At 65.1% G+C, this 19,762-nt stretch carries 23 protein-coding genes; 10 read left to right on the top strand and 13 right to left on the bottom strand.

Features of this window, described 5'->3' with window-relative positions:
• Nucleotides 1-16 precede the first annotated feature (16 nt).
• Entirely contained in the window at nt 17-1,243 is a 1,227-nt protein-coding gene (locus tag H8A92_RS07175) for an aminotransferase class I/II-fold pyridoxal phosphate-dependent enzyme (RefSeq protein ID WP_229195128.1), read from the bottom strand.
• Nucleotides 1,244-1,430: 187 nt separating this feature from the next.
• Here H8A92_RS07175 and H8A92_RS07170 point away from each other — a divergent pair, with 187 nt between their 5' ends.
• Nucleotides 1,431-1,904, top strand: coding sequence for an NUDIX domain-containing protein (locus H8A92_RS07170; protein ID WP_233285343.1), 474 nt, complete (start codon nt 1,431-1,433; stop codon nt 1,902-1,904).
• 145 nt (nt 1,905-2,049) lie between these two features.
• A complete protein-coding gene (locus tag H8A92_RS07165) occupies nt 2,050-2,820 on the top strand; it encodes a GGDEF domain-containing protein (protein WP_229195126.1) in 771 nt (256 codons plus the stop codon).
• Nucleotides 2,821-2,991: 171 nt separating this feature from the next.
• Here H8A92_RS07165 and H8A92_RS07160 read toward each other — a convergent pair whose 3' ends face one another.
• The 8 genes from H8A92_RS07160 to H8A92_RS07125 all read right to left on the bottom strand — a co-directional run bounded on the left by H8A92_RS07160 (nt 2,992) and on the right by H8A92_RS07125 (nt 8,945).
• Nucleotides 2,992-3,396: a GFA family protein gene (locus H8A92_RS07160; RefSeq protein WP_163159909.1), complete on the bottom strand. Its 405-nt coding sequence runs from the start codon at nt 3,394-3,396 to the stop codon at nt 2,992-2,994.
• Between the two features lie 212 nt (nt 3,397-3,608).
• On the bottom strand, nt 3,609-5,057 hold the full coding sequence (locus tag H8A92_RS07155; RefSeq protein ID WP_163159910.1) for an ammonium transporter: 1,449 nt from the start codon (nt 5,055-5,057) through the stop codon (nt 3,609-3,611).
• A 39-nt stretch (nt 5,058-5,096) separates the two neighbouring features.
• A complete protein-coding gene (locus H8A92_RS07150; protein WP_024583097.1) occupies nt 5,097-5,435 on the bottom strand; it encodes a P-II family nitrogen regulator in 339 nt (112 codons plus the stop codon).
• Nucleotides 5,436-5,751: 316 nt separating this feature from the next.
• Nucleotides 5,752-6,354 carry an ATP-dependent Clp protease proteolytic subunit gene (locus tag H8A92_RS07145; protein ID WP_229195125.1) on the bottom strand — a complete coding sequence of 201 codons (603 nt, stop codon included), beginning with the start codon at nt 6,352-6,354 and terminating at the stop codon, nt 5,752-5,754.
• 55 nt (nt 6,355-6,409) lie between these two features.
• Nucleotides 6,410-6,763 (bottom strand): SRPBCC family protein, encoded by a 354-nt coding sequence (locus H8A92_RS07140; RefSeq protein ID WP_229195124.1) that lies wholly within the window; start codon nt 6,761-6,763, stop codon nt 6,410-6,412.
• Nucleotides 6,760-7,074 carry an ArsR/SmtB family transcription factor gene (locus tag H8A92_RS07135; protein ID WP_229195195.1) on the bottom strand — a complete coding sequence of 105 codons (315 nt, stop codon included), beginning with the start codon at nt 7,072-7,074 and terminating at the stop codon, nt 6,760-6,762. The genes H8A92_RS07140 and H8A92_RS07135 overlap by 4 nt, the downstream gene beginning before the upstream one ends.
• A gap of 121 nt (nt 7,075-7,195) precedes the next feature.
• A complete protein-coding gene (locus H8A92_RS07130; protein ID WP_229195123.1) occupies nt 7,196-8,515 on the bottom strand; it encodes an ammonium transporter in 1,320 nt (439 codons plus the stop codon).
• A gap of 91 nt (nt 8,516-8,606) precedes the next feature.
• The gene (locus H8A92_RS07125) at nt 8,607-8,945 is read right to left on the bottom strand and encodes a P-II family nitrogen regulator (protein WP_229195122.1); all 339 of its coding nucleotides are present in this window, start codon (nt 8,943-8,945) and stop codon (nt 8,607-8,609) included.
• A 279-nt stretch (nt 8,946-9,224) separates the two neighbouring features.
• On the opposite strand from H8A92_RS07125, the gene H8A92_RS07120 reads away from it, so the two are divergent.
• Nucleotides 9,225-10,115, top strand: coding sequence for a DUF4339 domain-containing protein (locus H8A92_RS07120; RefSeq protein ID WP_229195121.1), 891 nt, complete (start codon nt 9,225-9,227; stop codon nt 10,113-10,115).
• A 2-nt stretch (nt 10,116-10,117) separates the two neighbouring features.
• On the opposite strand, the gene tesB is transcribed toward H8A92_RS07120, so the two are convergent.
• Entirely contained in the window at nt 10,118-10,978 is an 861-nt protein-coding gene (tesB, locus tag H8A92_RS07115) for an acyl-CoA thioesterase II (RefSeq protein ID WP_229195120.1), read from the bottom strand.
• A 154-nt stretch (nt 10,979-11,132) separates the two neighbouring features.
• Here tesB and H8A92_RS07110 point away from each other — a divergent pair, with 154 nt between their 5' ends.
• Nucleotides 11,133-12,353 (top strand): ubiquinone biosynthesis hydroxylase, encoded by a 1,221-nt coding sequence (locus H8A92_RS07110; RefSeq protein ID WP_229195119.1) that lies wholly within the window; start codon nt 11,133-11,135, stop codon nt 12,351-12,353.
• 23 nt (nt 12,354-12,376) lie between these two features.
• On the opposite strand, the gene H8A92_RS07105 is transcribed toward H8A92_RS07110, so the two are convergent.
• From H8A92_RS07105 to H8A92_RS07095, 3 genes are all read right to left on the bottom strand, one after another.
• The gene (locus tag H8A92_RS07105) at nt 12,377-13,291 is read right to left on the bottom strand and encodes an alpha/beta hydrolase family protein (protein WP_229195118.1); all 915 of its coding nucleotides are present in this window, start codon (nt 13,289-13,291) and stop codon (nt 12,377-12,379) included.
• Between the two features lie 63 nt (nt 13,292-13,354).
• The gene (locus tag H8A92_RS07100; protein ID WP_163162999.1) at nt 13,355-13,552 is read right to left on the bottom strand and encodes a Trm112 family protein; all 198 of its coding nucleotides are present in this window, start codon (nt 13,550-13,552) and stop codon (nt 13,355-13,357) included.
• Nucleotides 13,553-13,598: 46 nt separating this feature from the next.
• A complete protein-coding gene (locus H8A92_RS07095) occupies nt 13,599-14,135 on the bottom strand; it encodes a TetR/AcrR family transcriptional regulator (RefSeq protein ID WP_229195117.1) in 537 nt (178 codons plus the stop codon).
• 96 nt (nt 14,136-14,231) lie between these two features.
• On the opposite strand from H8A92_RS07095, the gene H8A92_RS07090 reads away from it, so the two are divergent.
• The 6 genes from H8A92_RS07090 to H8A92_RS07065 all read left to right on the top strand — a co-directional run bounded on the left by H8A92_RS07090 (nt 14,232) and on the right by H8A92_RS07065 (nt 19,615).
• A complete protein-coding gene (locus tag H8A92_RS07090) occupies nt 14,232-14,582 on the top strand; it encodes a hypothetical protein (RefSeq protein WP_229195116.1) in 351 nt (116 codons plus the stop codon).
• An 11-nt stretch (nt 14,583-14,593) separates the two neighbouring features.
• Nucleotides 14,594-15,400, top strand: a complete 807-nt coding sequence (locus H8A92_RS07085; protein ID WP_229195115.1) for a crotonase/enoyl-CoA hydratase family protein — start codon at nt 14,594-14,596, stop codon at nt 15,398-15,400.
• Nucleotides 15,397-15,819, top strand: a complete 423-nt coding sequence (locus H8A92_RS07080; RefSeq protein ID WP_229195114.1) for a PaaI family thioesterase — start codon at nt 15,397-15,399, stop codon at nt 15,817-15,819. Before H8A92_RS07085 ends, H8A92_RS07080 begins: the two co-directional genes overlap by 4 nt.
• A gap of 164 nt (nt 15,820-15,983) precedes the next feature.
• Complete coding sequence (locus tag H8A92_RS07075; protein ID WP_229195113.1) at nt 15,984-18,518, top strand: bifunctional diguanylate cyclase/phosphodiesterase; 2,535 nt, start codon at nt 15,984-15,986, stop codon at nt 18,516-18,518.
• Between the two features lie 226 nt (nt 18,519-18,744).
• Complete coding sequence (locus tag H8A92_RS07070) at nt 18,745-19,023, top strand: PepSY domain-containing protein (protein ID WP_229186757.1); 279 nt, start codon at nt 18,745-18,747, stop codon at nt 19,021-19,023.
• 34 nt (nt 19,024-19,057) lie between these two features.
• Nucleotides 19,058-19,615, top strand: coding sequence for a cytochrome b/b6 domain-containing protein (locus H8A92_RS07065; protein ID WP_229195112.1), 558 nt, complete (start codon nt 19,058-19,060; stop codon nt 19,613-19,615).
• The last annotated feature ends 147 nt before the right edge of the window (nt 19,616-19,762 follow it).

Below are 19,762 nucleotides of genomic sequence, written 5' to 3'. Positions count from 1 at the left end.
TCTTCGCGCTTCGCGATTAACCCAGGGTTTCGACCAGGCGATGCATCGCCTCGGCCGTCGATTCACTGTCGGAGACCAGCGCGAGGCGGATATAGCCCGCGCCCGGATTGGAACCGTCGTTCTGCTCGCGCGCCAGATAGCTGCCGGGAATCACGCGAACGCCGGCGTCGCGATACAGCTTCACCGTCGTAGCCTCGTCGCCGCCGCGGTCGGAGACGTCGAGCCAGACGCAGAAGCCGCCGGCGGGACGCTTGTAGCCGTAGCGGTTGCCGAGGATCTGGTCTGCGAAATCGAACTTGATGCGATAGAGCCTGCGGTTCTCCTCGACATGCGCCTCGTCGCCATAGGCGGCGACCGCGACATGTTGCAGCGGCACCGGCACCTGAGGTGCGGCGACATTGCGCAGCTCGAGGAATGCGGCGAGGAACTTCCGGTCGCCGGCGGCGAAGCCGACGCGCATGCCCGGCAGGTTCGAGCGCTTCGACAGCGACTGGAACGCGACCACATTGGTGAAGTCGGGTCCGGCGCATTCGAGCATGCTGCCCGGCGCTTCGCGGGTGTAGATCTCCGAATAGCACTCGTCGCTCAGGATCATGAAACCGTGGCGGTCGGCGAGCTGCTTCAACCTCGTGAAATAGGCACGCGAGGCGACCGAGCCTTGCGGATTGGCCGGCGAGGCGATGAAGAAGGCGACGGTGCGCGCCAGCGTCGCCTCGTCGATCGAATCGAGGTCGGGCAGGAAGCCGTTGGCGAGCGTGGTCGGCAGATGGATCTGCTCGCAGCCGGCCGCGCGGGCGCCGGCGCCATAGGCCGGATAGAACGGATTCGGCATCAGGACCGCCGGCCGGCCCTTGCGCGGCGAGACGTAGCGTGCCGCCGTGATCGCGGCGAAGAACAGCCCCTCGCGGCTGCCGTTCAGCACCATCACCTCGCTCTCCGGATCGACCGGACGCGGCAATTTGAACCGGGTTGCCAGCCAGGTCGCGGCCGCGCGGCGGAACGGCTCGATGCCCTTGGCCATCGGGTAGCGGCCGAACTCGGCGGTGTGCCTCGCCAGCACCGGCCCGACGAAATCAGGCACGGGGTGCTGCGGCTCGCCGACCGACAGCGTAATCAATGGCTTAGCCGGTTGGTAGGGCGCCAGCAGCTCGGTCGTCCGCACGAATGGGGAACGCTCGGCCTGGCCGGCGGATGCGGCATCGGCGGCGCCCTGCGCCAAGCCGGATGAGGCGGTCATTGCCATGATTGAAATGCCAGCACTTTCACTGCGGTCGGAGGGGTGGGGCGCCGACCGTAAACCGATCAAATCACCATAGATAGGGCGAGGTTAAGACGCGATTAACCATCGGCGGCGCGCGCGATCGGCCGGCCCGTGATATCAGCGCTGGCTCCGGAAAAACCGCGAAAATTGCACCAAATTGCTCCGAGACATGCTTCACCGCCGCGCCGTCAGGGCGCTCATCATTACGGCCGAACGCGAAGTGCTGCTGATCCGGATTCGGCCGCCGTACGGCGGCGACTGTTTTTGGATCGCGCCCGGCGGCGGCATCGAGGGCGACGAGACGCCTGAAGCGACCTTGCGGCGGGAACTGGCCGAGGAATTGGGGCTGGTCGATTTCGTGCCCGGCCCCGCCGTCTGGCGGCGGCATCACATCTTCAATTGGGGCGGCCAGCGAATCTCCCAGAAGGAAGAGTACCGGATCGTTCACGCCGATCGATTCGCGCCCGTCATGGCCGATGAGGCGGAAGCGAAGGTGCTGGATTGCTTCCGCTGGTGGCCGATCGCCGATCTGCCCGGTGCGGAAGAGCGCCTCACGCCGCTGTCGCTCGCCGGCATCCTCGAAAGCTATTTGCGCGACGGCGCGCCGAGCGAGCTGCCGGACGAGGAGGTCCTGATCGACTGACCGCGCTCAGCCGAACATCGTCACGCATTCGACCGATCCGCTTTACCCGTCATTAAGGCCAGCGCGCGCGTCACGAATCCCTTCAGCAATTCGCAACACAGCACGACCGAATGATGCCGCGAATTGCGAGGGCGTGCAGACTAAAATGGCAGGGATCGAGACACGCGGCGATGTTCTGCGCCGCACCGGCAGGATCATGGTCATTGCCGCCGGCATGACCGCGGTGATGTCCTTCACCATCGGCATGCTGGTATTCGGCCGCGACCTGGCCGCGCCGATCACGGTCGGACAGATGCAGCTGTTCGGGCTCACCGCCGGTGTCTTCATTTCGATCACGCTCAGCGGCGCGATGTCCTGGCGAGCCGGCATGTTGATGCTGGCGCTCGCGCAGACCCGCCGCGAACTGGCGCAGATCTCGCAGACCGACCAGCTGACCGGCCTGTTGAACCGCCGCGGCTTCGACGCCGAGGCCGCCGCCGCGCTCGATCAAGCGCAGGCGGATGGCGCAACGGTCGCGATGTTGATGTGCGACATCGATCACTTCAAGGCGATCAACGATCGCTACGGACATGAGATCGGCGACAAGGTTCTGGTCGAGATCGCAGACGTGCTGCGCCAGTTCGCAACCCGGCATGGCGCATTGGTCGCTCGCTACGGCGGCGAGGAGTTTGCAGCCGTCGTCACGGGCCTGAGCCAGGAACAGGCTGCGCACGGCGCCGAGGAAATCCGTCGCGATTGCGCAGGCCGGACGATCCTCGACGGCGTGACCCAGCTGCCTGTGACCATCAGCATCGGCTTCACCGTGAAGGAAGCCGGCTTCGATCTCGGCAGCCTGCTGCGAACCGCCGATCAGGCGCTCTACGCCGCCAAGCGCCACGGCCGCGACCGCGTCGAGCACGCGCGCGACGCGGCGTGACCGTCGGGTCCTAACCTCCCCTTGAAAAGGGGAGGTCGCTTTGCTCGGCAGAGCAAAGCGGGTGGGGATCTGCTCTCTCCGTTTGCAGCGCCGCCCGTGGCTGACCCCCATCCCGGCCTTCCCCCTTTCAGGGGGAAGGAGAAGACAGGCTACGCACGCGATGTATGCCGTCTACCGCGCCGGCAGCTTCTCGAATGACGGCTTGCCCTCGGGCAGATGGTGGAAGGTCTGCTTGTCGCAGGTGTAGATCGTCATCTGCGGGGTGAACACGCTGGGGTCGTCGAACGTCCCGACCTTCAGGATCGTGGCGGGCAGGCCCGGCACCTTGGTCACCAGATGCGTGCCGCATTCCGGGCAGAACTCGCGCGTGACGGCACGGTCGAGATCCTTGCGGGTGAACTGCTTGGGCTGGCTTGCGGTGTATTTGAAGCCGGTGGTCGGCATCGCCATGAACATGTTCGGCCCGCCCCCGGTGATGTACTGGCATTCGCGGCACAGGCATTGCGCCGCCATCATCGGTTCGCCCTCGGCCTCATAGCGCACGTTGCCGCAATAGCACCTGCCTTGCACCTTCATGACGTCCTCCCGTTTTTGTTGTCGGCTTCGTTGTTTTTAGCCTGTCATTCTACAATGGCAGGCTATTCCGACATTATTTTCTCAAGCGCAGAAAAAAGAAAGGGGCTCCAACTTGCGCTGGAGCCCCTCGACGGCCCGGACATTGCCGGGTATGTGCCCGGACCGTAGTTCTGGGAACGACCGCTTGGGGAGGTCGCTCCCCGGGAGAACTCTTACATGTTGTAGGCGCGCTCCGTGTGCTCGGTGATGTCGAGGCCTTCACGCTCGGTCTCGACGTTGGCGCGCAGGCCGACGATCACGTCGACGATCTTGTAGAGGATCGCCGAACCGATGCCGGACCACACCAGCGTGGTGCAGACGCCCCAGGCTTGCGAGATCATCTGCGCCGTGAAGTCATAGTCGGCGACCTTCGGCGGGATCGCGGTGTAGTCGATGATGCCAGCGCCACCGAGCGCCGGGTTGACCAGGATGCCGGTGCCGAGCGCGCCGATGATGCCGCCGACGCAGTGGACGCCGAACACATCGAGCGAGTCGTCATAGCCGAGCGCGTTCTTCACGACCGTGCAGAAGAACAGGCAGACCACGCCGACCACGAGGCCGAGCACGATGGCGCCCATCGGACCGGCATAGCCGGCCGCCGGGGTCACCGCGACGAGGCCTGCGACCGCGCCCGAGAGCGCGCCGAGCAGCGAGGGATGGCCCTTGATGATCCATTCCGCGAACATCCAGGCCAGCGCCGCCGCGGCGGTCGCCACGAAGGAGTTGGTCATGGCGAGCGCAGCGCCACCATTGGCTTCGAGGTTCGAACCGGCGTTGAAGCCGAACCAGCCGACCCAGAGCAGCGAGGCGCCGATCATGGTCATGGTCAGCGAGTGCGGAGCCATCAGCTCCTTGCCGTAGCCGGTGCGCTTGCCGATCAGCAGCGCGCCGACCAGGCCGGCGATGCCTGCGTTGATGTGCACGACGGTGCCGCCGGCGAAGTCGATCGCACCCTTCTTGAAGATCCAGCCGGCGTCGGCGTTGATCTCGTCGAGCTTGGCCTGCGCTGCGGTCTTCGCCGCACCGTCAGCCGCAGCGGCGAGCGCCTTGGCCGCATCCTGGATCGCGTCCGGGCCCGGCCAGTACCAGACCATGTGCGCGATCGGGAAGTAGATCAGGGTCACCCAGAGCGGGATGAACAGCGCGATCGCCGCGAACTTCATGCGCTCGGCGAAGGCACCGACGATGAGGGCCGGCGTGATCGCCGCGAAGGTCATCTGGAAGCACATATAGATGAGCTCCGAGATGTTGGCGTCGACCGAGAAGGTCGCTGCCTTCGAGTCCGGGGTGACGCCCATCAGGAAGGCCTTGGAGAAGCCGCCGATGAAGTCGGAGCCGCCGGTGAAGGCGAGGCTGTAGCCGTAGAGGGCCCAGAGCACGGTGACCAGGCAGACCGTGTAGAACACCTGCGCCAGCACCGAGAGCATGTTCTTGGAGCGGACGAGACCGCCATAGAACAGCGCGAGGCCGGGGATGGTCATCAACAGCACCAGCACCGTCGAGGTCAGCATCCAGGCGTTGTCGCCCTTGTTGACGGTTGGCTCGGCGTAGGCGGCGGTCGCGGCGAAGAGGCCGACTGCAAGGGCCGCCAGTCCCGCGCCATAGGGACGCTTGAACGTCATGTTATTTCACTCCTGAGGTCTTAAGGTTTGAGCGCGAAATCAAAGGGCCGCGGCATCGGCCTCGCCGGTGCGGATGCGCACGGCGTGCTCGAGGCTGATGACGAAGATCTTGCCGTCGCCGATCTGTCCGGTCTTGGCGGCGGAGGTGATGGCATCGATGGTCTTGTCGACCTGATCGGAGTTGACTGCGACTTCGATCTTGATCTTGGGCAGGAAGCTCACGGCATATTCGGCGCCGCGATAGATTTCCGTGTGCCCCTTCTGACGGCCGTAGCCTTTGACTTCCGTCACCGTGAGACCGTGAACGCCAATGGCGGTCAGGGCGTCACGGACCTCTTCCAGCTTGAATGGCTTAATGATCGCCATAACAATTTTCATGAGTCCTATCCCCGCTTGGGCCCGGTGCGAGCGAGCACCGGGAGTTTCGACTGAGGTTCACCACGCGGAGGACTTCCACTACGCGGGCACAGCCGGGACCCTTAGAATCAAATGCCGTGCCAACCGGCCGGAGTTCGCTAATGGATTATGAATCCGGATGTTTTCCCGCATTGCGGGAGCGAGGCGCCCCTGCGCTATTCCGTCGCGCCTAAAATCTAATCAGAATGGCTCAATTCGTGAGCAGGTCAGGGTCCGGACACAATTCTGCTCAGCAACGGTGCAGTTGCAGGTATTTAAATAAGGTAGTGCAGGGGCATTAGGCGGAGTCGCGCGCCGCAAAGACCTTGTCGACCAATCCCCATTCGATCGCCTGCTGCGCAGACATGAAATGATCGCGGTCCAAGGTCCGTTCGACGTCCGCCTCGGAGCGTCGGCAATGCTGCGCGTACAGCCGGATGATGCGCCGCTTGGTCTCCTGCATCTCGGTGGCGTGGATCAGGATGTCGGACGCCTGGCCCTGGAAGCCGCCGAGCGGCTGATGCACATGCAGGCTCGCATTCGGCAGCGCGGCGCGGTGACCGGGTTCGCCGGCCATCAGCAGGAACGAGCCCATGGAGCGCGCAGTGCCCATGCACAGCGTGTGTACCGGCGCCTTGATGAACTGCATGGTGTCGTACATCGCAAGCCCGCTGGTGACCACGCCGCCATAGGAGTTGATGTAGAGGTTGATCGGCTTGTGCGGATTCTCCGCCTCGAGAAACAGCAGCTGGGCGCAGACCAGTCCGGACATCGCGTCATTGACCTCGCCGTTGAGGAAGATGATGCGTTCGCGCAAGAGCCTTGAGTAGATGTCGAAGGAACGTTCGCCGCGGGCCGATTGCTCGACGACCATGGGAACGAGTTGCATCATGTCGCGCATCGGCGACCTCCATCTCTGCAGGTGATGACGTTTCAGTGGGTGATGAAGTCTGCGATCAGGCCGCGCGCATCAGGCAGCGGCGGTTGCTGTTGGCCGGTTGCGGCTGTTTTTCCCTGATATCGCAGGTTTGCTGGATGATGCGAAACCTCGTGCCGCCGGCCTCGTTCGGCTCGATCCGGAAGGTGACATGGCTTTCGCGAAACGGCGGCTCGGCCTCGCGCAGCCGGTAGCGCACCTCTTCGCCTGTGATCGTTGATTCAGGCTCGGCGCCGGCGAGATCGGAATCCGGCAGCCAGCGTTCGCGCAGCGCTGGAATGGTCACGGCGCGCCATACTTTTTCCGGCGGCGCGTCGAGCTCATATTCGATCACCAGGGCGGGGTCCGCATCAGGCTCGACTGTGTCGCTCATTGATCCATGTCCTTCAGCAGGTCGGAGAGCGCTTCGATGCGCTTCGGCCAATAGGCGCGGTAGCGGGCAAGCCAGGTCCCGATGCTCGCGATGCCGTCCGGGTCGACCTCATAATTCACGAAGCGGCCTTGCCGCTGCTCGCGCACCAGTCCTGCGGCGCGCAGAACCGCCAGATGCTGCGACATCGCCGGCTGGCTGATCTCCAATCCGTCGCGCAGGGCGCTGGCGTTGAGGCTGCCGCCGGCGAGCTTCTCGAAGACCTTGCGACGGGTCGGATCGGCCAGTGCCTTGAAGATGTAGGTATCGACCATGCCGATACATAAGCACATGCTTATGTATCGTGCAAGCACCAACTGTCCGGGCGCCGTACTGCGTGACGTCGCGGTGCGCGGGTCCTTTGCATGGGGTTGTTTTACGAATTCGCCCTCGCTGCTACTGCAATGCCTCGCCGTGCTGCGAGATGTCGAGGCCTTCCAGTTCCTGCTGCATCGAGACCCGCAAGGGCACGAAGGCAGAGACCAGCTTGAGCAGCACGAAGGTGACGCCGCCGCACCAGACCAGCGTCACCACGACGCCGTAGAGCTGGATCAGGAGCTGCTGCGGATTGCCTTCGAGCAGGCCGGAGGTGCCGCCGATCGCGGCGGTGGCGAACACGCCTGCGAGCAGCGTGCCGGTCAGGCCGCCGATGCCGTGCACGCCGAACACGTCGAGCGAGTCGTCATACTTGAAGCGATGCTTCAGCCAGGTGCAGGCCCAGAAGCACACCAGGCCGGCGATGATGCCGATGACGATGCCGTGCCATGGCGCGACGAAGCCCGATGCCGGGGTGATGGTGCCGAGCCCTGCGACCGCACCCGAGATCATGCCGAGCACCGACGGCTTGCGCCGCGTCGCCCATTCGATCGCGCCCCAGGTCAGCGCGCCGGCGCAGGCCGCAAGATGGGTGGCGGTGATCGCCATCACCGCGCGTGAATTGGCCGCCAGCGCCGAGCCGCCGTTGAAGCCGAACCAGCCGACCCAGAGCAGGCCGGTGCCGACCACGGCGAGCGACAGATCGAACGGCGAAAGATTGTCATGGCCGTAGCCGTGCCGGTTGCCCATCACCTTGGCCGCGACGAGGCCGCTGATGCCGGCGGAGAGATGCACGACGAGGCCGCCGGCGAAATCCATCACGCCCATCGAGGCGAGGAAGCCGCCGCCCCACACCCAATGCGCCAGCGGCACATAGGCGAAGATGAACCAGCCGATCGAGAACAGCACATAGGCGGAGAACCGCATGCGGTCGGCGACCGAGCCTGCGACCAGCGCCACCGTGATGATCGCAAACGTCATCTGGTACAGCATGAACAGCGCTTCGGGGATGGTCTTTGCCGCCGGATTGACGCTGTCCATCGTGATCCCGGCCAGGAACCAGCTGTCGAGCGAGCCGAGCCAGGGACCGTTGCCGACGAAGGTCAGCGAATAGCCGAAGATGACCCAGAGAATCGAAATGATCGCAACGGCGGTGAGGCTCTGCGCCATCGTCGCCAGCACGTTCTTCTTGCGCACCATGCCCGAGTAGAACAGCGCGAGCCCCGGGATCGTCATCATCAGCACCAGCGCGGTGGCGACGATCATCCAGGCGGTGTCGGCCGGATTGATGCCGGGATTGGCCGCCGAATCCTGCGCGAAGGCCGGCGTGGCCCACGCGAGCAGGATTGCAGCAGTGATCGGCGCAGCTAATATCGCTGCACGAAGAGCTCGTGCCCCCATCATCATTCCCCGGCGGTCGTGGTTTCTTGGCGTGGATTTGGAGTGGATTTGACGTGCGCCGGCGTCGTTGCCGGTGCGACCTCGATAGATCTCAGAGCGCGTCGTTGTCGGTCTCGCCGGTGCGGATGCGCCGGGCGTGGTCGATCGGCGTCACGAAGATCTTGCCGTCGCCGATCTGGCCGGTGCGGGCGTGCTGGGTGATGACGCTGACCGCCTGCTCGGCGAGGCTGGAATCGACGGCGATCTCGATCCTGAGCTTGGGCAGGAAGTTCACGACATATTCGGCGCCGCGATAAATCTCGGTATGGCCCTTCTGGCGGCCATAGCCCTTCACCTCGGTCACCGTCATGCCGTGGACGCCGATCGCGGTCAGGGCCTGGCGCACCTCATCGAGCTTGAACGGTTTGATGATCGCGACGACGAGTTTCATGGTTCAGGCCTTCATTCCGTTGAGGTTTTCCGAGTGCGCCTGCCCCCGGCGCGGCAATTTGCCGTCCCCGGCATTTCGCGCCCGCCAAATCTGGCAGCTTTCTGGGCAAATGGCACAAAAAACTTGCAGGTTGAAGGGGAAAACGTACGCAGCGCGTGAACTCCGTCACTGTACGAGACGACAACCCTCCGCCAGAATATGGCTTTCCCGCCCCGGCCAGCGCCCTGCTGGCTCGTTCTCGCCACAGCGCGTGCACCCGCGCCCCGAGGAAACCAAGAAATGTCGAACCGAAACTGGTTTTATGCATCCGAAGGGCAGCAAAAGGGCCCCCTGCCTGAAGCCCAGCTCCGCGACCTGATCACCCGAGGCATGGTGGGGGCCGATACCCTGGTGTGGACCGAGGGCATGGCCGGCTGGCAGAAGGCCGGGGAGATTCCCGGCCTGGTACCGAGCGCGGGCGCGCCGCCGGCGTTCCCGCAGGCCGGCGGACCGCCGCCGGTGGCGGCATCCGGAAGCTACAGCGGGGGCGCACTGTCGGCCGACTTCCCGATCTGGGGCCTGTTCGGACGCAGCCTGCTGATGTTCATCGGCGAGATCTTCGTCATCCCCGCGCCGTGGACCGCGACCGCCCTGTATCGCTTTGCGATTCCCTATATCCGCGTGCCGGGCCGACCGCATCTCGCCTTCACCGGGCAGCCGCTCGACATCTGGTACGTCTTCATCGTGCTCGGTCTGCTGACCTATGCCGGCGCGGCCAACAGCAACATCGTGACCCTGCTCTCGCTGGTGTTGCAAGGCTTCCTGAGCTGGATGATCGTGCGCTGGATCTTCAGCCATCTCAGCTCGAGCGGCCAGGATCTGCCGATCGAGTTCAAGGGCAGCCCGCTCGCCTATATCGGCTGGTACCTGGCGATGGTGATTTCGGCGATCACCATCATCGGCTGGGCCTGGGTGCTGACCGCGTGGATGCGCTGGATCTGCCGCAACGTCGAAGGCACGCGCCGCGAGGTCACCTTCAACGCATCCGGGCTCGAGGTGCTGTGGCGAACCATCGTGTTCTCGGTCGGCTGCGCCTTCCTGATCCCGATCCCGTGGGTGCTGCGCTGGTACGGCAACTGGATCGTCTCGCAATTCGCGCTGACCGAGCGCGGCGCGTACGCGAATAGCTGAGCCTATTTGCGCTGGCGCACCGAGCCTTCTTGCGCGACGGACGCCACCAGCGTGCCGTCGGGCTTGAAGATCAGGCCGCGGGTCAGGCCACGGCCTGACTGCGCGCTCGGCGAATCCTGCGCGTAGAGCAGCCACTCGTCGGCGCGGAACGGGCGGTGAAACCACATCGCGTGATCGAGGCTCGCCGGCATCATGCGCTTGTCGAACAGGGTGCGGCCGTAGCGCGCCATCACGGCATCGAGCAGCGAGAAATCCGACGCATAGGCCAGCGCGCACAGATGCAGCGCCGGATCGTCGGGCAATTTCGCCGCGGTGCGGATCCAGACATGGATGCGGCCGTCGTCGATCTTCTGGCCGAAATAGCGGCCGAGCTCGACCGGACGCAGCTCGATCGGCCGGTCGCTCTCGTAGTAGCGGCGGATGAACTCCGGCATCTCCTTGAACATCGGCTGCTTCGACACTTCCTCCGCGGTCAGCTTCTCCGGCGGCGGCACGTCGGGCATCTTCTCCTGGTGATTGAAGTTGCTCTCTTCATCGGCGTGGAACGAGACCATGATGGAGAAGATCGCATTGCCGTGCTGGATCGCGGTGACCCGGCGGGTCGAATAGCTCTTGCCGTCGCGCAGCCGCTCGACCTGGTAGATGATCGGGATCTGCGGATCGCCGGGCAGGATGAAATAGCAATGGATCGAGTGCGGCAGGCGGCCGTCGACGGTGCGGCAGGCCGCGACCATCGCCTGACCGATCACCTGGCCGCCGAACACGCGCTGCCAGCTCGTCTTCGGGCTGTTGCCGCGGAATAGATTCACCTCGAGCTGCTCGAGGTCGAGGATGGACAGCAGGTCGATCAGGCTCTTGGACATCGCAAAGTGCTCTCTTTCATCATTCCGGGGCTCGCGCTGCGCGCGCCCCGGAATGACGAATGGGGCTGGCCGCTCTTGTTTCTGCCCCTGTTTCGCCCAGCTATTATCAGGTAGCAAGCACAGTCTCATGGCGTCAGGCGCGTAAGGAAAAGGCATGCCGGCACAACGAAGTATCGTGATATGCGGGGGCGCGTTTGCGGGTCTGGCGCTGGCCGTCGCATTGCGCCAGGGGCTTGGGCCGGACATCCCTGTCGTCGTGGCCGATCCGGCGCTGAGCCAGCGCCCGAGCCGCGATCCCCGCGCCACCGCCATCGTGGCGGCCTGCCGGCGGCTGTTCGAGACCCTCGGCGTCTGGGGGCAGGTGGCGCCGAGCGCGCAGGCGATATCAGACATGGTCGTGACCGACTCCAAGCTGGAAGACGCCACGCGTCCGGTGTTCCTGACCTTCGCCGGCAATGTCGAACCCGGCGAGCCGTTCGCCCATATGGTGGAGAACCGCTATCTGATCGATGCGCTGGCCGCGCGCGCCGAAGCCGAGGGCGTCGAGCTGCGCGCCACTGCGGTGTCGAGCTTCGCCTCGCGCCCCGATGACGTCGCCGTCACCTTGGCTGACGGCACCGATATCGATGCGAGTCTCTTGGTCGCCGCCGACGGCGCACGCTCGAAGCTGCGCGAGCGCGCCGGGATTGCGACCCATGGCTGGGACTACGATCAATCCGGCATCGTTGTCACGGTCGGGCATGAGCGCGAGCATCAGGGCCGCGCCGAGGAACATTTCCTGCCCGCAGGTCCGTTCGCGATCCTGCCGCTGACCGGCAACCGCTCCTCGCTGGTGTGGACCGAGACGCGCAAGGACGCCGCGCGCATCACGGCGCTGAGCGAGGCGGAATTCCACGCCGAGCTGGAGCAGCGCTTTGGTTTGCATCTCGGCGAGATCAAGGCGCTCGACAAGCCGCGCGCGTTTCCGCTCGGCTATTTCGTTGCGCGTTCCTTCATCGCCGAACGGCTGGCGCTGATCGGCGACGCCGCGCATGTGATCCATCCGATCGCGGGGCAGGGACTCAACATGGGCCTGAAGGATGTCGCGGCATTGGCCGAGGTCGTGGTCGATGCGGCCCGGCTCGGCATGGATCTCGGGCAGGCCGACGTGCTCGAGCGCTATCAGCGCTGGCGGCGCTTCGACACCATGGCGATGGGCGTTGCCACCAACTCGCTGAACTTCCTGTTCTCCAACGAATCGACGCTGCTGCGCACCGTGCGTGACATCGGCCTGGGCCTCGTCGATCGCGCGCCGCCGCTGAAGAGCATGTTCATCCGCCAGGCCGCCGGACTGTCAGGCGAAGTGCCGCGGCTGTTGAAGGGCGAGGCGCTGTAAGACCCGCGTGGTGCCGTAACCCCTCACTTCGGTGCAATGAAAGCCGCGACGGCATCGATCAGGTCTGGGTCGAGCGGCCGCTCCGGCTCATCGTAGCTCGCCACGTCGTCCGCCGCGTCGGTGACGTCGACCAGCACGTGATTCATGTCCGGCAGCCACAAGGATTTGGCGGCGATGTCGGCGGTGGTGAGCGCGAGGAAGTCGAGCCGCGCCAGTTGATGATCGCGGCCGCCTGCGATGATCAGGGTCGGCCCGGTGATCTTGCGCATCGGCTCGATCGGATCCTCGGTGAAAGCGGATGTGATGGCGGGCTGGAGCGCAGGCGCGATCGCAAGCCCGGCCGGCGGCGGATCGACGATCTGTCCGGCCATGATGTCGTCGATGGCTTTGCCGATCGGCGCGAATTTGTCCGGCGGCAGCTGCTTTGCAAGCTGCGCCTTCAACAGGTCGCCCTGCTTGCGCGCCGCTGTTGCGAGCAGCACCAGCCGGTCGACCGGCACGCGCTGCGCGGCGAGGATCGCGACCAGGCCGCCTTCGCTGTGGCCGACCACCGCGACATGAGAAAACCTGCCGCTGCCGCGCAGATAGCCGATCAACGCCGCGGCGTCGCCGACGAAGTCCTTGAAGCGAAAGTCCTCGGGACGGCCGAACTCCTTCTTCCATTCGCCCGCGCCACGCTTGTCGTAACGCAACGTCGCGATGCCGCGTGCGGCCAGCTGCTCGGAAAGTTTCCTGAGCGTCGCCGGCTTGAGCTGCGGCCCGTTGCCGTCATGATCGGTCGAGCCGGAGCCGGCGATCAGCAGCGCCACCGGCGGCCTTGCGATGTCGGGCGGGACCGTCAGCACCGCGTCGATGGCGCCGATGCGCAGTCTGCTCTCGTCGGCTGCCGCACTCGCCAGCGAGACGAACAGCAGCAGCCATGTGACGAGGGCGCGCATGGAGTCCTCTTATTGGAGCATGATCGTTTCGGAAAACCGCTTCACACTTTTCCGGATCATGCTCTAGTCGATCTTGCGGGCCTCTTCGGGCAGCATGATCGGGATGCCGTCCCGTATCGGATAAGCGAGCCTTGCGGAGCGCGAGATCAGCTCCTGCCGCGCGGCGTCGAATTCCAGCGGCCCCTTGGTGATCGGGCACACCAGGATTTCGAGTAACTTCGGGTCGGCGGTGCTTTCGAGATGATCCGTCGTGGAATTCATTGTGATCTCCGGCTCGCTGTCCTGTAGCACATCCCGGCGTGAGCTGTCAGCGCTTGGCGATGCGCAACAGCTCATCGATTGCGGCCTGCTGCCGCGCCTTCGGCAGCGTCTGCTCGGACAGCGCGTAGCCGATGAACGCCCAATAGAAGATCTGCGCCCGGCCGCGCGCCACGTCGTCCGGGAATCCGGCCTGCCGCAGCAGGGTTTCGATGTAGCCGATCCGGCGCTGGTCGACCTCGAGCACGGCCGCGCGCGCCGCTGCATCGGCGGTGGCCCAGCTGCGGACCGCGCGTTCCAGCGCCAGCCGCGCCGAGAAAGTCCGGCGCAGCAGCAGCGCCAGCGCGTCGCCGCCTTCCGGAATGGTCTCCAGCTCGGCGATTACCTGCTCGGCGGCGACCTCACGCCAATGGGTGAGGATCGCGGTTCGGTAGGCGCCGATGTCGGCGAAATGCCAGTAGAAACTGCCGCGCGAGACGCCCATGGCCTTGGCCAGCGGCTCGGCCTTGAGCGCGGTGAAGCCGCGTCGCGCCAGCGTCTTGAGGCCCTGATCGAGCCAATCCTTGACCGAAAGCGGTTCCGTCATGGTTCCCCCGTCCCGCGCCCCCGACCATACACAAGTGTATTGACAGGCGCCAGCGGTCGGGATCATATCAATACAGTACTGTATGGAGGCATCGCGATGCGTGATCTTCTGCTGCAAGGCGCCGGGCTCATCGCCATCCTGGTCAGCCTGATCCATGGCGTTCTCGGCGAGACCAAAATCTTCGCGCGCGCCACCGTCGAGCCGCCGCGGCTGCGCCTCTTGCTGCGTCTGGTCTATCAGGCCGGCACCGTCGCCTGGATCGGCGGCGGCGTGCTGCTCGTTGCCGCGCCGGCGATGGCCTCGGATGCGGCGCGGCACTGGATCGTGGCGACGCTCGCGGTCGTGTTCGGCTGCGCTGCGCTCGCGAATGCAATCGCGACCCGCTTCCGCCATGTCGGCTGGATGGCGATGAGCGCAGTCGTGGCGCTTGCGGCCGCCGGCTATTAGCGAGCACTGCCATGACGAATGATCGTGTCAGCTTGAGCATCCCCAACGGCGTGGCGGACGTCAGGCTCAATCGACCGGACAAGCTCAATGCGCTCGATCCGGCGATGTTCACGGCGATCGCCGACGTCGGCGCGCGGCTCAAGGACGACCGAAGGGTCCGCGCCGTGGTGTTGTCGGGCGAAGGCCAGGCCTTCTGCGCCGGCCTCGACATGGAGCGGCTGATCGCAACGACCGAAGGCGAATCCATCCTGCCCTTTGCCGACCTTGGTCAGCGCACCCATGGCATTGCCAATCTCGCGCAGCACCTGGTGTGGCTCTGGCGCGAGCTGCCGGTGCCGGTGATTGCCGCCGTCCACGGCATCGCCTTCGGCGGCGGCTTTCAACTGATGCTCGGTGCCGACATCAGATATCTCGCGCCTGCCACGCGCCTTGCCATCATCGAAGCCAAATGGGGATTGGTGCCCGACATGACCGGCACGCAGCTGATGCGCCATCTGGCGCGGGAAGACGTGGTCCGCGAACTGACCTACACCGCCCGCGTCTTCTCCGCCGACGAGGCGCTCGGTTACGGCTTCGCCACCCGGATCGTCGAAGACCCGCGCGCCGCCGCACTGGAGACGGCACGCGCGATCGCCGACCGCAGCCCAGATGCGATCCGCGCCGCCAAGCGGCTGATCAATCTTGCCGCCGATTGCGATGCGGCGACCGGACTCGCGGCCGAAACCGCCGAACAAAAGAGCCTGCTCGGCACGCCCAATCACATCGAGGCCGTCAGGGCGAATCTCGAGCGACGACCTCCGCAATGGAGCTTTGCATGAGTGCCGGCCAGGGTTTCAATCTCGAACGACTCGTTGCAACCAATGCGTCGGCGGCCTTCAACCGGCTTGCCGGCTTCGAAATCGTCTCCGCCGGTGCGGGCGAAGTGGAGCTGCGCATGCCGTGGCGTGACGATTTCACCCAATATGCGGGACATCTGCACGCGGGCATGATTGCGGCGCTGCTCGACACCGCCTGTGGCTTTGCCGCGGCATCGATCGCGGGGTCCGTCACCGCATCGCATTTCTCGATGAGTTGCCTGAAGCCCGCGATGGGCCGCTGCTTCATCGCCAGAGGCACCACGCTGCGCGTCGGGCGGAGACAGATTTTTGCGCGCGCCGAATTATTCGCGGAGAACGAGCACGGCGAGGCGTCGCTGGTCGCAACCGGGGAAACCATTCTGGTCCCGCTCGCGGGTTGAAGACGCGACCGATTGCCGAGCCTTTGCAAAATTTATGGGGCCATCAATTTCCGTGCTGAATCGGCTTACGCGCGGATAACCATGCCACCGAAAGTTGCAGAAAATTATCGAGAAGACAATTCAATCGGCCTAGCTTGCCCTCGCGGACAACCATGGACCGGTGCATGTTTCGTGTTTTGACGTGTCTCTCAGGTGAGCATGACTGGCGGCTCGTTTTGCTGGCCGGACTGGTCTGCTTTGTCGCCAGCATTGTCGCCGTCAACATCTTCCATCGCGCGATCGCCTCGCAAGCGAGGACGCGGATGATCTGGATTGCGATCGCGGGCGCTGCGATCGGCTACGGAATCTGGGCAACGCATTTCATCGCCATGCTCGCCTACGAGCCCGGCGTGCCGACCGGCTACGGCATCGTGCTAACGGCGCTGTCGCTCGCCGTGGCGATGATGTTGACGTCCGGCGGACTCGGCCTTGCTGCCAGCGACTCCGGTAGCTGGCGCGCGCCGGTCGGCGGCGCAGTGATCGGAGCCGGCATTGCCAGCATGCACTATCTCGGCATGTGGGCGCTGGAAGTGCCGGGCCACGTGGTCTGGTCGCTCGACCTCGTGGCTGCCTCCATCGTGCTCGGCATGCTGTTCGGCTACGCCGCGCTGGCAATCGCGGTCCGCCATCAGGATCGCTGGATGACGCTCGTTGCGGCGCTGTTGCTGACGCTGGCGATCGTGTCGCACCATTTCACCGCGATGGGTGCGGTCGAGATCGTTCCGGATCCGTTGCTGACGCCGGCGGCTTTGTCGCTCTCTCCCGCGTTCCTCGCCATCGTGATTGCGGGCGTCGCGCTTTCGGTGCTCGGCATGAGCCTGGTCGGCGTGCTCGCGGACCGCCGCCTCGCGCTGCGCACGCGCCGCTTCGAGGAAATCATCAGCCAGCTTTCGCTGGCGCAGCAGCAGGTCGAGGCGTCGCAGAAGGAGCTGGAAGAGCAGAGGTTGCGGCTGGATACGGCGATGAACCACATGGGTGAGGGCCTCTGCATGTTCGATGCGGAGAAACGCCTCGTCGTGTGCAATGACCGCTATGCCAAGATGTACCGGCTGCCGCCCGAGCTGCTGCTGCCCGGCGCGGCGCATCGCGCGATCATCACGCATCGGATCGCCAACGGCATTCTCAAGGGCGAGACCAGCGACAGCGCCGCGACGCAGGTGCTCGCGACATTGAATGCGTTGCCGGCCGATGAGATCAGCAGCCGGGTCGACGAGCTCGCCGACGGCCGGCTGATCTGCGTGACGCGGCAGCCGATGCCCGGCGGCGGCTGGGTGGCGACGCATCGCGACGTCACCGAGCAGCGGCGCTCCGAGGCCAAGATCACCTACATGGCGCAACACGACGCGCTGACCGATCTGCCGAATCGCGTGCTGCTCAGGGAGTGGATGGAGCAGGCGCTCTCCGGCGCGAGGTGCGGCGGGCCGAGCCTTGCGGTACTGATGCTCGATCTCGATCGCTTCAAGGACGTCAACGACACGCTCGGGCATCCGGCAGGCGATGCGCTGCTGAAGTCGGTGGCCGCGCGGTTGCGCAGGTGCGTCAGCGAAACCACGCTGGTCGCGCGGCTCGGCGGCGACGAGTTCGCGGTGATCGACTACGTCCGCGATCCGGTCCCGGAAGCGGGCTTGCTCGCCGAGAAGATCAGAAAGGCGCTCAGCGAGCCGATCGATCTTGGCCATCACCGGGTGACCACCACGGCCAGCATCGGCATCGCGATCGCTCCGCGCGACGGTACCGATTCGGACGAGGTTCTGAGAAGCGCCGATCTTGCGCTCTACTCGGCCAAGAGCGGCGGGCGCGGCTCGTTCCGCTTCTTCGAGCCGGAGCTCGACCGGCTGCTGCAGGCCCGGCGCGGCCTCGAGCGCGACATGCGCAACGCGCTCGCCAACGGCGAGTTCGAGTTGCACTATCAGCCGTTCATCAACGTCGCGAGCGGGGAGACCTGCGGCTTCGAAGCGCTGTTGCGGTGGCATCACCCGCAGCGCGGCATGGTGTCGCCGGTGCAGTTCATTCCACTGGCGGAAGAGACCGGCCTGATCGTGCCGCTCGGCGAATGGGTGCTGCGTACCGCGTGCGCGGAGGCCGCAAAATGGCCCGACGACCTCAAGATCGCGATCAACCTGTCGCCGGTGCAGTTCAGGAGCCCGGAACTGGTCCCGGTGATCGTGCACGCGCTGGCAAGCGCGGGAATTTCGCCCGACAGGCTCGAGCTCGAAGTGACCGAAACGGCCATCATTCAGGACAGCGAAGCGGTGTTCGCGGCGCTCAGCCAGCTGCACGATCTCGGCGTGCGGATTGCGCTCGACGACTTCGGCACCGGCTACTCGTCACTGAGCTTCCTGCAGAAGTTTCCGTTCGACAAGGTCAAGATCGACCGCAGCTTCGTGTCCGAGCTCTCAAGCGCAACCGACGAGTCGCGCCGGATCGCGCGCGCGATCGTTCGCTTTGCGGTCAGCCTGGGCAAGACAACGACGGCCGAAGGCGTCGAAACCAGGGAGCAGCTCGACATCCTCCGTGCCGACGCCTGCGTGGAAGTGCAGGGCTTCCACTTCAGCCCGCCGGTTCATAGCGAGAAGGTCGCGCAGATGATCGGTGGGCGGACCCCGGCGGTGGCCGAACGCCCGGCGGTTCGTCGCGCGATGGCCGGTGCCGCGTCCTGATCGAAGGCCTGTCTCAACGGATGGATGCGCATGAGGCGTAAGGCCGCAGCGGCTGGTCAAAACCAAATTGCGCGCGGAGCGCAAAGCGGTTTTCACGGCCGTTAGAATTTCTCTAAAGCCTGCCGCCGCCACGCTTCCTTGACTTGGCGATCACCTCAGCATTGTTCACGAATGTGCCCTGCGCGACAGCGTTGTGGGCAGGATCGTCAATGGAGGGGAGATACGCGTGAGAGTGATTTTGAGCGCTGTGCTGGCAGCGAGTGTTCTGGCGCTAACTGGATCGGCGGCGTTCGCCGACGGCTACAAGACCTGCACCAAGCTCGACAAGGCGTCGTGGAAGCCGGCGAGCGATGCCGAAGCCAAGGCCAAGGCCGCCGGCTACGAGGTGCGCCGCTCGAAGGTCGAAGGCTCGTGCTACGAAGTCTACGGCGTCAAGGAAGGCAAGCTCTACGAGCTGTTCTACAGCCCCGAGGATCTCAGCCTGAAGCACACGATCGCCAAGTGAAGCACTAAGTGAAGCTCCAAGTGAAGCAGGCGCGATGAAGGAGGCGGCGCCCGGCGCCCGCGGCGCGACCAACGTGCAGGTCTGGGACCTGCCGCTGCGGCTCTGGCACTGGGCGCTCGCCATCCTCGTCCTGGTGGCCTGGGTGACGCCGAACGTCTTCGACCGGCTGCACCGGCTGGCCGGCTATGCCGTGATCGCCCTGCTGGCGTTCCGGCTGATCTGGGGCTTTGCCGGCACGCGCTACGCGCGTTTCGGCAAGCTCGGCGTCCGCCTGCGCGCCGCGCCGCGCTACATCTGGAATCTCCGCCGCGGCATCACCGGGCGCTATATCGGGCTCAACCCGGCGGGCACCGTGATGCTGGTCGCACTGCTGCTGTCGCTCGCGGTCTCGGCGATCACAGGTGCAATGGAGGTCACCGTCACCTTCTTCGGCGTCTGGTGGGTCGAAGATACCCACGCCTATGCCTCCGACGCGGTCATCATCCTGGTCGCCCTGCACGTGCTCGGCGTCATCGTGGTGGGATTGCTGCAGCGTCAGAATCTCGTGCAAGCGATGTTCACCGGACGGAAATCCATTCGCGGTCGGCCGTAAGCCACGTCGAATTCGTCAGCCCGGCCAGCGAGCAAATCCCGTGACGCCGGAAACCCCTCGCAGCTGAGTTTTAGTCCTATTCTAGAATGGAGTGATTCTAACCTCGAATCGCTTCGAGAGGCTTCCCAAGCATTTCGAAACAATTCG

The sequence above is a fragment of the Bradyrhizobium acaciae genome, from assembly GCF_020889785.1.
In the GTDB taxonomy this organism is placed as follows: Bacteria; Pseudomonadota; Alphaproteobacteria; order Rhizobiales; family Xanthobacteraceae; genus Bradyrhizobium; species Bradyrhizobium acaciae.
Note: the sequence above shows the minus strand (reverse complement) of the source record. Positions and strands in the feature narration are given on the sequence as shown.

Bases quoted from the DNA above. Each gene is read 5' to 3' on its own strand.
- H8A92_RS07175 (WP_229195128.1), bottom strand. From the start codon at position 1,243: ATGGCAATGACCGCCTCATCCGGCTTGGCGCAGGGCGCCGCCGATGCC.
- H8A92_RS07170 (WP_233285343.1), top strand. From the start codon at position 1,431: ATGCTTCACCGCCGCGCCGTCAGGGCGCTCATCATTACGGCCGAACGC.
- H8A92_RS07165 (WP_229195126.1), top strand. From the start codon at position 2,050: ATGGCAGGGATCGAGACACGCGGCGATGTTCTGCGCCGCACCGGCAGG.
- H8A92_RS07160 (WP_163159909.1), bottom strand. From the start codon at position 3,396: ATGAAGGTGCAAGGCAGGTGCTATTGCGGCAACGTGCGCTATGAGGCC.
- H8A92_RS07155 (WP_163159910.1), bottom strand. From the start codon at position 5,057: ATGACGTTCAAGCGTCCCTATGGCGCGGGACTGGCGGCCCTTGCAGTC.
- H8A92_RS07150 (WP_024583097.1), bottom strand. From the start codon at position 5,435: ATGAAAATTGTTATGGCGATCATTAAGCCATTCAAGCTGGAAGAGGTC.
- H8A92_RS07145 (WP_229195125.1), bottom strand. From the start codon at position 6,354: ATGCGCGACATGATGCAACTCGTTCCCATGGTCGTCGAGCAATCGGCC.
- H8A92_RS07140 (WP_229195124.1), bottom strand. From the start codon at position 6,763: ATGAGCGACACAGTCGAGCCTGATGCGGACCCCGCCCTGGTGATCGAA.
- H8A92_RS07135 (WP_229195195.1), bottom strand. From the start codon at position 7,074: ATGGTCGATACCTACATCTTCAAGGCACTGGCCGATCCGACCCGTCGC.
- H8A92_RS07130 (WP_229195123.1), bottom strand. From the start codon at position 8,515: ATGGGGGCACGAGCTCTTCGTGCAGCGATATTAGCTGCGCCGATCACT.
- H8A92_RS07125 (WP_229195122.1), bottom strand. From the start codon at position 8,945: ATGAAACTCGTCGTCGCGATCATCAAACCGTTCAAGCTCGATGAGGTG.
- H8A92_RS07120 (WP_229195121.1), top strand. From the start codon at position 9,225: ATGTCGAACCGAAACTGGTTTTATGCATCCGAAGGGCAGCAAAAGGGC.
- tesB (WP_229195120.1), bottom strand. From the start codon at position 10,978: ATGTCCAAGAGCCTGATCGACCTGCTGTCCATCCTCGACCTCGAGCAG.
- H8A92_RS07110 (WP_229195119.1), top strand. From the start codon at position 11,133: ATGCCGGCACAACGAAGTATCGTGATATGCGGGGGCGCGTTTGCGGGT.
- H8A92_RS07105 (WP_229195118.1), bottom strand. From the start codon at position 13,291: ATGCGCGCCCTCGTCACATGGCTGCTGCTGTTCGTCTCGCTGGCGAGT.
- H8A92_RS07100 (WP_163162999.1), bottom strand. From the start codon at position 13,552: ATGAATTCCACGACGGATCATCTCGAAAGCACCGCCGACCCGAAGTTA.
- H8A92_RS07095 (WP_229195117.1), bottom strand. From the start codon at position 14,135: ATGACGGAACCGCTTTCGGTCAAGGATTGGCTCGATCAGGGCCTCAAG.
- H8A92_RS07090 (WP_229195116.1), top strand. From the start codon at position 14,232: ATGCGTGATCTTCTGCTGCAAGGCGCCGGGCTCATCGCCATCCTGGTC.
- H8A92_RS07085 (WP_229195115.1), top strand. From the start codon at position 14,594: ATGACGAATGATCGTGTCAGCTTGAGCATCCCCAACGGCGTGGCGGAC.
- H8A92_RS07080 (WP_229195114.1), top strand. From the start codon at position 15,397: ATGAGTGCCGGCCAGGGTTTCAATCTCGAACGACTCGTTGCAACCAAT.
- H8A92_RS07075 (WP_229195113.1), top strand. From the start codon at position 15,984: ATGTTTCGTGTTTTGACGTGTCTCTCAGGTGAGCATGACTGGCGGCTC.
- H8A92_RS07065 (WP_229195112.1), top strand. From the start codon at position 19,058: ATGAAGGAGGCGGCGCCCGGCGCCCGCGGCGCGACCAACGTGCAGGTC.